Origin of the sequence: Pseudomonas sp. AU12215, from assembly GCF_001675465.2 — a bacterium.
In the GTDB taxonomy this organism is placed as follows: domain Bacteria; phylum Pseudomonadota; class Gammaproteobacteria; order Pseudomonadales; family Pseudomonadaceae; genus Pseudomonas; species Pseudomonas nitroreducens.
The window spans coordinates 24,711-36,208 of the sequence record NZ_MACM02000122.1 but is presented as its reverse complement, the minus strand read 5'-3'; the positions used below and the strand labels follow the sequence as shown (position 1 = coordinate 36,208).

At 64.0% G+C, this 11,498-nt stretch carries 10 protein-coding genes; 3 read left to right on the top strand and 7 right to left on the bottom strand.

Annotated features, from left to right (window positions below):
- Positions 1-95: 95 nt before the first annotated feature.
- The 4 genes from A9513_RS16085 to puuE form a co-directional block, all read right to left on the bottom strand.
- Positions 96-1,433, bottom strand: coding sequence for a urate hydroxylase PuuD (locus tag A9513_RS16085; RefSeq protein ID WP_024763896.1), 1,338 nt, complete (start codon positions 1,431-1,433; stop codon positions 96-98).
- A gap of 53 nt (positions 1,434-1,486) precedes the next feature.
- Positions 1,487-1,993 carry an ureidoglycolate lyase gene (locus A9513_RS16080; RefSeq protein WP_024763897.1) on the bottom strand — a complete coding sequence of 169 codons (507 nt, stop codon included), beginning with the start codon at positions 1,991-1,993 and terminating at the stop codon, positions 1,487-1,489.
- A gap of 69 nt (positions 1,994-2,062) precedes the next feature.
- The gene (gene uraD, locus A9513_RS16075; protein WP_015477806.1) at positions 2,063-2,578 is read right to left on the bottom strand and encodes a 2-oxo-4-hydroxy-4-carboxy-5-ureidoimidazoline decarboxylase; all 516 of its coding nucleotides are present in this window, start codon (positions 2,576-2,578) and stop codon (positions 2,063-2,065) included.
- Positions 2,575-3,510: an allantoinase PuuE gene (puuE, locus tag A9513_RS16070; protein WP_024763898.1), complete on the bottom strand. Its 936-nt coding sequence runs from the start codon at positions 3,508-3,510 to the stop codon at positions 2,575-2,577. The genes uraD and puuE overlap by 4 nt, the downstream gene beginning before the upstream one ends.
- A gap of 408 nt (positions 3,511-3,918) precedes the next feature.
- Here puuE and uraH point away from each other — a divergent pair, with 408 nt between their 5' ends.
- The gene (gene uraH, locus A9513_RS16065) at positions 3,919-4,272 is read left to right on the top strand and encodes a hydroxyisourate hydrolase (protein WP_024763899.1); all 354 of its coding nucleotides are present in this window, start codon (positions 3,919-3,921) and stop codon (positions 4,270-4,272) included.
- Positions 4,273-4,435: 163 nt separating this feature from the next.
- Positions 4,436-6,229, top strand: a complete 1,794-nt coding sequence (locus A9513_RS16060) for an ATP-binding protein (protein ID WP_065085060.1) — start codon at positions 4,436-4,438, stop codon at positions 6,227-6,229.
- Between the two features lie 97 nt (positions 6,230-6,326).
- Here the strand turns inward: A9513_RS16060 and A9513_RS16055 are convergent, their stop codons facing one another.
- Positions 6,327-7,673, bottom strand: coding sequence for an NCS2 family permease (locus A9513_RS16055; RefSeq protein WP_065085059.1), 1,347 nt, complete (start codon positions 7,671-7,673; stop codon positions 6,327-6,329).
- Positions 7,674-8,068: 395 nt separating this feature from the next.
- Between A9513_RS16055 and A9513_RS16050 the strand changes: the two genes are divergently transcribed.
- Positions 8,069-8,845, top strand: a complete 777-nt coding sequence (locus A9513_RS16050) for a GntR family transcriptional regulator (RefSeq protein ID WP_037017034.1) — start codon at positions 8,069-8,071, stop codon at positions 8,843-8,845.
- Between the two features lie 139 nt (positions 8,846-8,984).
- Here A9513_RS16050 and A9513_RS16045 read toward each other — a convergent pair whose 3' ends face one another.
- Positions 8,985-10,427, bottom strand: a complete 1,443-nt coding sequence (locus tag A9513_RS16045) for an efflux transporter outer membrane subunit (RefSeq protein ID WP_065085058.1) — start codon at positions 10,425-10,427, stop codon at positions 8,985-8,987.
- Positions 10,424-11,491 (bottom strand): HlyD family secretion protein, encoded by a 1,068-nt coding sequence (locus A9513_RS16040; protein WP_065085057.1) that lies wholly within the window; start codon positions 11,489-11,491, stop codon positions 10,424-10,426. The genes A9513_RS16045 and A9513_RS16040 overlap by 4 nt, the downstream gene beginning before the upstream one ends.
- Positions 11,492-11,498: the final 7 nt, after the last annotated feature.

The following is an 11,498-nucleotide window of genomic DNA, read 5'->3' as shown; positions in this document are numbered from 1 at the left end:
ATGGCAATCGCGGACCCGCCGAGCCATGCCGGACTTTTGTACAGACATAAAAAAACCGCACCCGAAGGTGCGGTTCTTCTGGCCGTGCCGCAGGCTCAATTAACCTGGGCACCCTTGGAGATCCAGTCTCCAACGAGCTTGCGCTCTTCCGGGGTCATCTGCGTGATGTTGCCCAGCGGCATGACCTGCGAAGCCACGGCCTGCGCCTGGATGCGCGGGGCGAGCTGCTGGATCTGCTGCGGGGTGTCGAACATCACGCCGGCCGGCGCGGTACTGAACAGATTGCTGGTCGGCTTGGCCGAGTGGCAGACGGCGCAGCGTTCCTGGATGACGTGATGGACCTTGTCGAAGCCTTCGGTCGAGCCCGCGGCGGTGGACGCCTGGGTCGGAGCGGCCTGAGCCTGCTGGGCGGCAGCGGCCTTGGCGGCTTCCTCGTCCTTGGCGCGTTCGGCCGGGGTCTTGCCGCCAACGGCGGTTTCCGGCAGCGGCTGGTACTCGATCTTCTGAGCTTGCGCGGTAGAGGAGGCGTCGCTGGTTGGCCAGTTCGGGCCGGTGACGAAGGCCAGGGCGATCATGCCGACGGCGCCGGCGGGCAGGGCCCAGGCCATGCCATTGCCTTCGTGGCGGGTGTTGAAGTAGTGACGCACGATCACTGCCAGCGCCGCGATGCAGGTCAGGATCAGCCAGTTGTAGTGGCTGCCGTAGGTGCTCGGGAAGTGGTTGCTGATCATGATGAACAGCACCGGCAGGGTGAAGTAGTTGTTGTGGCGCGAACGCAGCAGGCCTTTTGCCGGTAGTACCGGGTCGGGCTCGCGGCCTTCCTCGATGGCCTTAACCAGCGCGCGCTGGGCCGGCATGATCACGCGGAACACGTTGCCCACCATGATGGTGCCGATGATGGCGCCCACGTGCAGGTAGGCACCGCGACCGCTGAACACCTGGCTGAGCAGGTAGGCGGCGAGGACCAGCAGGCCGAACAGGATGGCGCCGAGCAGGGCGGGTTTCTTGCCCAGCGGCGAATCGCACAGGGTGCTGTAGACGAACCAGCCGGCGATCAGCGAGCCGATGCCGATGGCCACGGCGGCGGCCGGAGCCAGGTCGCTGCCCGGGGCGATCAGGTACAGGGTCGGGTTCAGGTAGAACACGATGGTCAGCAGGCAGACACCCGACATCCAGGTGGAGTAGGCCTCCCATTTGAACCAGTGCAGGTTGTCCGGCATTTTCGGCGGGGCGAGCTTGTACTTCTCCAGGTGGTAGATGCCGCCACCATGGATCGCCCAGAGATCACCGGAAAGCCCCTCGCGCGGGTTGGCGCGATTGAGGTTGTTCTCCAGCCAGACGAAGTAGAACGAAGCGCCGATCCAGGCAATGCCCACAATCATGTGGACCCAGCGGACCAGCAGGTTCAGCCATTCGATGAGATGTGCTTCCACAGTTTTTTACCTCTTGCCCGGGTGCCGCCGTCGCGGCAGGCGGGCCTCTCTTATTAGTTTGCTTGGGGGTCGAGGAGGAGCTGTTCGTCCTCGGTGAAGAAATGCTCGTCGCAGTTGTTGCCAGAACCGCTGCGATCGACCACCAGGAAGTCATCCCGCTTTTCGATCGTCAGCACCGGGTGGTGCCAGACGCCGCGGTGGTAATTGACGCCCTGCTTGCCGTTGGACAGGAAAGCGCGGACGAGGCCCGATACAGGTACATCGCCAAGGGGCGCGACCACGATCAGAAAGGGGTTGCCGAGCAGCGGAATGAACGCCTGGCTGCCCTGCGGGTGACGTTCCAGCATGCGGATGCGCAAGGGCATCTCCAGGGATTCGGCGCTGAAGATGCTGATGATCGCCTGGTCATCGGGCTGCGCCGTTTCGACGGTGGCGAGCTTGTGATAACGGCGGGTGGAGCCGTTGTTGATCATGAAAAAGTCGCTGCCTTCGGTCTCGATGACATCACCGAACGGGGCGAAGGCTTCCTTGGTCAATGGCTCGATCTTCAGGGTACGCATGGCTGGTCTTCTTATTTCGTTATTCGCATGGGCCCCTTCCCAGGGGAGGGGGAGTGAAGGTCCGCTGGCTCAGAGCTGCTGCAGGCGGAACATCGCGATCTTGTTGATCTCCGCTAGGGCGGTCTGGAACTCCTGCTCCGGCGTGTTGTGGATGCGCTCTTCGAACGCAGCCAGGATCTGGTGGCGGTTGCTGCCCTTCACCGCCTTGATGAAGGGGAAGCCGAACTTGGCCTTGTAGGCGTCGTTGAGTTCGGTGAAGCGGGCGAATTCTTCGGCGGTGCAGTCCTGGATACCGGCACCGGCCTGTTCGGCGGTGCTGGAGGCGGTCAGCTCACCACGGATCGCGGCCTTGCCGGCGAGGTCCGGGTGCGCGTTGATCAGCGCCAGCTGCGCTTCATGGCTGGCGGACAGGAGGATGTCGGCCATGCGTTGCTGCAGCAGTTCGATGTCGTTCAGGCTGTCGTCGACGCCCAGGTCATAGGCCTTCTCGGCGACCCACGGGGAGTGCTCGTAGATGTCGGCGAAGGTGGCGACGAAGGCGGCGCGGTCGAGGCTGGCCGGGGTCAGGGTCTGGAAGCGGCTCATGCCTTGTTCTCCTGCGCTTTGAACGGGTGGTTCTCGTGCCAGTGCTTGGCGATGTCGACGCGGCGGGTGATCCACACCTTCTCGTGACCCTTAACGTACTGGATGAAGCGCTCCAGCGAGGCCATGCGCGCCGGACGGCCCAGCAGGCGGCAGTGCATGCCGATGGAGAGCATCTTCGGCGCGCCCTCGGCACCCTCGGCGTAGAGCACGTCGAAGGCGTCCTTGAGGTATTCGAAGAAGTCGTCGCCCTTGTTGAAGCCCTGCACCTGGGTGAAGCGCATGTCGTTGGTGTCCAGGGTGTAGGGGATCACCAGGTGCGGTTTCTCGGCGGTGCTCGCCGGGTCCCAGTAGGGCAGGTCGTCGTCGTAGGTGTCGGAGTCGTAGAGGAAGTTGCCGTCCTCGCGGACGATGCGGCGGGTGTTCGGGCCCAGGCGGCCGGTGTACCAGCCCTGCGGGCGCTGGCCGGTCAGCTCGGTGAGGATGCGCACGGCCTCGAACATGTGTTCGCGTTCCTGCGCCTCGTCCATGTACTGGTAGTCGATCCAGCGGTAGCCGTGGCTGCAGATCTCGTGGCCGTCGGCGACCATCTGGCGGATCGCTTCCGGGTGGCGCTGGGCGGCCATGGCCACGGCGAACACGGTGAGCGGCAGGTCGTACTTTTTGAAGAGCTTGAGCAGGCGCCATACGCCGGCACGGCTGCCGTATTCGTAGAGCGATTCCATGCACATGTTGCGCTCGCCCTTGAGCGGCTGGGCGGCGACCATCTCGGAGAGGAAGGCTTCGGACTCGGCATCCCCGTGCAGGATGTTGCGCTCGCCGCCTTCCTCGTAGTTGAGGACGAAGGAGAGGGCGATGCGCGCATCGTTCGGCCAGTGCGGGTGGGGAATGTTGTTGCCGTAACCGATCAGGTCGCGTGGATAGTCAGCGCTCACTGCAGTGTTCCTTCTTGTGGTTGGCGGTCGGCGCCGGGTCGGTAGACCGTGCGCTGCCGTGATGTGTGCATTGTATACAAAATGTCGGGCGGTCTGTAAATACAATCCGCGCAACGGTCGTTTCAATCCATCGGCCTCCCCCGCAGTGGCTGCGAATGCGCTGGATGCCATGCAATGGCGCAGTCTGCGGCTGATGGTTGGCTGCTTCTGCACGCCGGTACAGCTTCGGGAAAAGCTGCTTTTTGCCGTGATGGAACACTTTTTTGTATACAATTGGTCATGTCGCTGGGTATATTCGGTCCGACCAAAAGCACCCGCGTACTGTTCAATGGAGCAGTGCGCCGATATCGATCAACAAGACAGAGGAGGAAGGTGTCCGCCGGCGCCGCCGTCAGACACCGATAGCCCATGGGACGCTTGACCACTCACGTACTGGATTCCGCCCACGGCTGCCCGGGCCATGGCATCAAGATCGAACTGTTCCGTGTCGAGGGCCAGCAGCTCGAGCTGATCGCCACCCGCGTGACCAATGATGACGGCCGCTGCGACGAGCCGCTGCTGCAGGGCGAGGATTTCCGCGCCGGCGTCTACCAGCTGCTGTTCAATGCCGGCGACTACTACCGCGCCCGTGGCGTGGAGCTGCCCCAGCCGGCGTTCCTCGACCAGGTCGTGCTGCGCTTCGGCATTGCCTCGGAAAGCGACCACTACCATGTGCCGCTGCTGATTTCCCCCTACAGCTATTCCACCTATCGCGGTAGCTAGTCCCCGCCCGTAGGTCTTCCCCCGGACTCTTCGTGGAGTCTTCCTCGGCCCGCCCACACTGCGGGCTTTTTTTTGCCCGTCATTCAGCAATATGCCTGGGTTTTATGGGCGCAAACGCGGTAGTTGGACTAGAAGGAGAGATACCGAATTCGTGAGAAGTGGCATGAGCAGAATCCTGATCGTCGATGAACAACCGGTTACCCGCCATGCGCTGCGCCTGATGATGGAGGCGGACCGGCACGAGGTAGTCGGCGAGGCGGACAACGGCCCCGATGCGTTGCACCAGGCGCGCCTGTGCAAGCCGGACCTGATGATCCTCGAACTGTCGATTCCGCGGCTGGGTGGCCTGGAGGTACTGCAACGCCTGGTGGCCCAGGAGTCGCCGGTCAAGGTGCTGGTGCTCACTTCCCAGGACTCCGAGTATTTCGCCGGCCGCTGCCTGACGGCCGGCGCTGCCGGCTTCGTCAGCAAGCAGGAGGACCCGCAGGCCGTGCGCGAGGCGGTGCGAGCCATCGCCCAGGGGCACAGCTACTTCCCCAGCCACGCCCTGGGCAGTGTGAATGCTGCGGAGGAGGCGGGGCATGGCGGCCTGCTCAAGGACCTCTCGGTGCGTGAACTGAGCGTGCTGCAATTGCTGGCCCAAGGCTTGAGCAACATTGCCATCGCCGATCAGTTGTCTATCAGCGACAAGACCGTGAGCACCTACAAAGTGCGTCTTATGCAGAAGCTGCACGCCAAATCGCTGGTGGAGCTGGTCGATATCGGCCGGCGCCACGGGCTGGTCGAGGGAGGCGCAAAGGAAGAGGGGGGAGGTGAATCGGAGCTTGACGATGAGCAGAAGCGGGAATTCGAGCTTCTGCGCCACATGATCGACTCGCTTCCCTACCCGATGAGCGTGCGTGGGCTGGATGGTCGGGTGCGCTACTGCAATGCAACGGCGTTGAGCTATCTGGGGTTGCCCCTGGAGGCCGTCGTTGGCAGTTGGGTCGGCGAGTTGGGGGTTTTTAGCGACTCCAATGAGTGGGACTTTCTTCGCGAAAGGATGATTGCGAATATTGCGCGAGGCGAACCTTACGACTCGGATGTCGAGTTGCGTACGGTCAAGGGCCGCAGGGTATTCCATCATTGGGGGCGGCCGTATCGAGACGGCACCGGAACGTTGCTGGGTGCTATTTGCGGGGCGATCAATATCACCGACCAGGATGATCTGGTCCGCGCGTTGCGCAATGCCAATGCCCGCATTGAATCCATCAGCAGGGGAAAGACGCAGTTCCTGGCGGGGATGGGGAGCGAGATGCAGGGACCTATCCAGACCATTGTCGCCATGATTGACCTTGCACTGAATCAGGACGACGCCAGGCGCCGGCGCGAACCCCTTCTGGTCGCCCGCTCGCAGGCCAGCAATCTGTTGCATGTTCTGGACGACCTGCAGTTACTCAATCGGGCCAAATCCGGGCGGCTTCAATTGAACGTGGAAGAGACCGATTTACGAACTCTGGTCTCCCGTCAGGTTGAATCGGTAGCCGACTCTGCCGCCTCCAAGGGAATAAGCCTGGAAACCAACTTCGACCTTGCTCTGCAGCCGCGAGTCTGGTGCGACGCGCCACGTCTGCGGCAGATAATGGAGAATCTGTTGGGCAACGCGGTCAAGTTCACTGAGCAGGGAAGCGTGATTGTGCGGCTTTGCGCCAGGGGGAAGGGCCAGGGAATGGTAGAGGTTCAGGTGGATGTGATCGACACGGGAGTTGGCATTTCCGATGTCGAGTTGGCGCATCTTTTCGAGCCGTTTTCCTATGATCTCGATGGGCTGCGTATCGGACAAGGGGGGTCTGGACTGGGGCTGGCCTTGTGCAAAAGCCTGGTGACACTGATGGGGGGCGACATTAGCGTCAAGAGTCGCCTGGGCGTCGGCACGGAGTTCAGTTTCAAAGTGAGGGTCCCTGACGCCTCGTCCTGATCACGATACAGCGGTTCAGGACTTGATCAGGCCGCGAACGGAAACCAAAACCCCGGCAATCGCCGGGGTCTTAGTTTCTATCAGACGCGGCGGCGGCTCAGAGGAAGATGAACTTCGCCACGAAGATCGCACACAGCGCGTACAGGCTGATGGTCACGTCCTTGTGGCGGCCGGTGAAGACCTTCATCGCCACGTAGGTCACGAAGCCCAGCGCGATACCGTCGGCGACCGAGAAGGTCAGCGGCATCATGATCACGGTGACGATCGCCGGGATGGTCTCGGTGTGCTCGTTCCAGTCGATGTGGGCCATACCGCCCATCATCAGCATCGCAACGTAGATCAGCGCGCCGGCGGTGGCGTAGGCGGGGATCATGCCGGCCAACGGGGCGAAGAACATCGCCGCGACGAACAGCACGCCGACTACCACGGCGGTCAGTCCAGTACGGCCACCGGCAGCGACACCGGCCGCGCTCTCAACGTAGCTGGTCACTGGCGGTACGCCGAGCACCGCGCCGAAGGCACTGGAGGTGCTGTCGGCCTTCATCGCTTTCGACAGGTTCTCGATGCGACCGTCCTCGCGCACCAGGTGCGCGCGCTGGGCTACGCCCATCAGGGTGCCGGCGGTGTCGAACATATGCACGAAGAGGAAGGCCAGGATCACGCTGATCATGGTCACGTTGAACGCGCCGGAGATATCCATCGCCAGGAAGGTTGGCGCCAGGCTCGGCGGCATGGAGAACACGCCGCCGAACTTGACTATCCCTAAGGCGATGCCGGCCACGGTGACAGTGAGGATGCTGATCAGGATGCCGCCGAACACGCGGCGGTATTCCAGCACCGCGATCATCAGGAAGCAGATGGCGGCGAGCAGCGGGCCGGGGCTGGTCAGGTCACCCAGGTGAACCAGGGTGGCGGGGCTGGCAACCACGATGCCGGCGGTTTTCAGGCCGATCAGGCCGAGGAACAGGCCGACGCCGGCGCCCATGGCGAAGCGCAGGCTGACCGGGATGCTATTGAGCAGCCACTCGCGAATACGCGAGAAGGTCAGGATCATGAACGCGATACCGGAGATGAACACTGCACCCAGTGCGATCTCCCAGCTGTAGTTCATGGTCTTGACCACGGTGTAGGTGAAGAAAGCGTTGAGGCCCATGCCCGGCGCCAGGCCCACCGTCCAGTTGGCGTACAGGCCCATGAGGAAGCAGCCCAGCGCGGCGGCCAGGCAGGTAGCCACGAAGGCGGCGCCGTGATCGATGCCCGCGTCGGCCATGATGTTGGGGTTGACGAAGATGATGTACGCCATGGTGATGAAAGTCGTGAGACCCGCGGCGAGTTCGGTCTTCACGGTGGTGCCATGCTGGCTCAGCTTGAACAGGCGTTCGAGCAGGCCGGTGGCGGGGGGACTGGATGCAAAGGCTTGTTGTTCTTGTTTGGTGCTTTCCACAGCGGTACTCCTCAACGCTCTTGTTGTTGGTCCCTTGCCGTCGGCTGGTTCACCTGCGTCCCTTGCGCTAACGGAAAGAGTTGTGAGGGTGTGAATGTTGACCTTTGGGTCAGGAAGTCACGCCGCGATTATGCAGTTGTGTACAAAAAGTTCAAATAATGTTTAGTGTCTTGCTGAAAGATTTTTACAAGCAAAGCGTCGGAATGGTCGCAGGTTGGCCTTGGCCAAGCTCCTGTGCCCCGGGGCTCTGGGGTTGACGGCGAGTCGATCATGACGGCTGCACGATAGTGGCCACTTTGTGTACACTGTGCGCCATGCCTGGCCCGCGGCCAGCTTCACTCCAGCCCCCACGGATTTCGCGCCGGTTCGCACCGGCTGAGCAGGGTTCGACTCCGATGACCGACCAGTTGCAACAGATCAGGAAGCAGCCGCGCAATGGCAAGGCGCGCAGCGGCACTCAGGACGAAATCGTCTACGCGCATATTTTCGACGCCATCCTCGAGCAGCGTCTGGCGCCCGGTACCAAGCTGAGCGAAGAAGCCCTGGGTGAAATCTTCGGCGTTAGTCGCACCATCATCCGTCGCGCCCTGTCGCGCCTGGCCCACGAGCAGGTCGTGCTGCTGCGCCCGAACCGTGGTGCGGTGGTGGCCAGCCCGAGCATCGACGAAGCCCGGCAGATCCTCTTCGCCCGCCGCACCGTCGAGCGCGCGATCACCGAACTGGCCGTGGACAACGCCAGCGGTGACGCTCTGGCCGAGTTGCGCGACATGGTCAAGCAGGAGCAGTCCAGCTTTGCCCGTGGCGACCGTGGCGCCGGCATCCGCCTCTCCGGCGAATTCCACCTCAAGCTGGCCGAGATGGCGAAGAACGCCCCGCTGGTGGTGTTCCAGCGCAGCCTGGTGTCGCAGACCTCGCTGATCATCGCCCAGTACGAAAGTGGCGGCCGCTCGCATTGCTCGTTCGACGAGCACAACGAAATCCTCGACGCCATCGAGAAGGGCGACAAGGAAAAGGCCGTGACCCTGATGATGCACCACATGGCGCACATCGACGACAAGCTGAACCTGGACGTGGACGGCGCCTCCGGCGACCTGCACGCGGTTTTCTCGCACCTGCTGGCCGGCAAGAAGAAGCCGCGCCGCAGCAAGGCGGACGCCGACTCGGCGGCCTGATCGCCGAGCCAGAAAGAAGCCCCGCATCTGCGGGGCTTTTTCGTTTCTGCACGGGGCGCTTTCCTAGGAGCGAGCTTGCTCGCCAATCCGACGCACGCCGGCGTCTCAAGGTGCGATGCGTTCGCGAGCAAGCTCGCTGCTACAGGGATTGGGCGCTTTCCTCGGCCTGCTGCCAGCCGCCACCCAGTGACTTGTAGAGCAGCACGAGGGTGGTCGCCACGGCTTCGCGGCCGCGCACCTGCTGTTCCTCGGTGGCCAGCAGTTCGCGCTGGGCGCTGAGCACGTTGAGGAAGTCCACCGCACCGGCCTTGTATTGTTCGCGGGCGTTGGCCAGGGCGGTGCGGCCGTGTTCGGCAGCGCTGTCCAGGCTGGCCAGGCGGCGTTGGTCGGCGGCGTAGTCGGTGAGCGCATCGTCCACTTCGCGCCAGGCGTTGAGCACGGTGCGGCGGTAGGCGATGGCCGATTCCTGCTGCTGCGCCTCGCGCAGGGCGAGCATGCCCTTCAGCCGGCCGCCTTCGAAGATCGGCAGCGACAGGCTCGGGCCAATGCCGAAGGTGCGGCTGTTCCAGTCGCCGAAGTTCGACAGCTGCAACGCCTGGAAACCGAAGCTGCCATTTAGGCTGATGCGCGGGTAGAAGTCCGCGTTGGCCACGCCGATGCTGGCGGTAGCGGCGTGCAACGTTGCCTCGGCACGGCGGATGTCCGGGCGGCGCTGGGCCAGTTCCGAGGGCAGGCCGACTGGCACGTTGCGCGGTGGCTGCGGCACCGGCTTGGCCTGGGCGAGCTCAGCTTGCAGTGCGCCGGGCGCTTCGCCAAGCAGGTAGCCCAGGGCGTTGATCAGTCGCGCCTGGCGCTTCTGGCTGTCGGGCAGGCGTGCCTCGATGCTGGCCACCTGGGTCAGCGCTTCGGCCACGTCCAGCCCGGTGGCGACGTCGTCTGCGCGGCGCAGGCGGGTGAGGTCCAGGCTGCGCTGGGCGATCTCGAGGTTGCTGCGGATGATGGCTTCCAGGTCTTGCTCGGCGCGCAGTTGCAGGTAGTTGCGTGCGGTCTCGGCGAGCACCGAAACCAATACGTCGCGGCGGCTTGCCTCGGTGGCCTGCACGTTGGCGTCGGCGGCCTCCAGCTCGCGGCGCACGCGGCCCCAGAAGTCCAGCTCCCACGACAGGTCGAAGCCACCGTCGAGTTGGTTGAAGTTGTCCTTGCCGGCTTTGCCGGACGGGTCGTTCAGGCCGACCTCGCTGTTGCGCTTGCGCTGGTAGCCCAGGTCTGCGCCGATGTTGGGCACGGCATCGCCGCCCAGTGCCTGGCGGATCGCCCGGCTCTGCTGCAGGCGCGCATCGGCTTCGCGCAGGTCGAGGTTGGCATCCGCCACTCGGCGTTGCAGGTCGTTGAGCTGCGGGTCGCCCAGCAGCGTCCACCACTGCGCTTCCAGCGGCGCATTGAGTGCCTGGCTCGGTGCATCACCACGCCGGGCGGACCAGCTCACCGCGTCGGCATCGTCCGGGCGCTGGAAGTCCGGGCCGACGCTGCAGGCGCCGAGTGCGAGCAGAGTTAGAAAGAGAGGCGCGCGTTTGGCGATCATTGCACGGCCACCTTCTGCTCACCGTCGGCGTGCTTGCCGGTGTCGATCCGCGCGATGACCGACATACCCACACGCAGCTTGTCGCGCAGCGGCTGGTCGGCGTCGAGAACGATCTTCACCGGGATGCGCTGGACGATCTTGGTGAAGTTGCCGGTGGCGTTGTCCGGCGCGATCGGCGCAAAGCTCAGGCCGGTGGCCGGGGCGATGCTGTCGACGTGGCCGCGCAGTTTCTCGCCGGGGAAGGTGTCGATGCTGATCTCGACCATCTGGCCGGGCTGGACGTCGGTGAGCTGGGTTTCCTGGAAATTGCCGACCACATAGGCATCCTGCAGCGGCACCACGGCCAGCAATGCATTACCCGGTGTGGTGTAGGCGCCCACGCGCACGGCACGGCGGCCGACCATGCCGTCGAAGGGCGCACGGATTTCCGTATACGACAGGTTCAGTTGCGCCTGCTGCAACTGCGCCTGGCCGCGTTTCAGCGCGCCGAGGGCTTCGGCCTGCTGGGCCAGCAGCACGTCGAGTTGCTTGCGGGCGGCGAGGGCGGCGGCCTTGTTCTTGTCGAGCACGGCTTTCGCCGAGTCGACACGCGAGCGCGCCTGCTGGGCGTTCTGCAAGGTGCCGGCGCCTTGGCTGGCGAGGTGCTGGTAGCGGTTGAGTTCCTGCGAGGCGAAGGTCAGCGCGGCCAGGTCGGCTTGTACCTGGGCCGCGGTCTGGGCAATCACTGCCTGCTGGCGTTCCAGGTCGGCAGCGACGTGGTGGTGACGCGCCTCGGCGGCCAGCACGTCGGCTTCGGCAGCGGCCAGCGCGGTGCGGTAGTCGCGGGCGTCGATGCGCGCCAGGACCTGCCCCGCCTTCACCGACTGGTTGTCGTCCACCAGCACTTCCTCGATGAATCCGGCGACCTTCGGCGCCACCAGGGTGAAGTCCGCGTGGACGTAGGCATCGTCCGTGCTCTGCTCACGGCTCGGGCCGAGCAGGCGCAGCAGCAGGTAGACGACAAGGGCGAGCAGCAGCACGGCAACCAGGGCCAGACTGCCGCGACGGGAATTCAGTTTCGACATGGGCAGA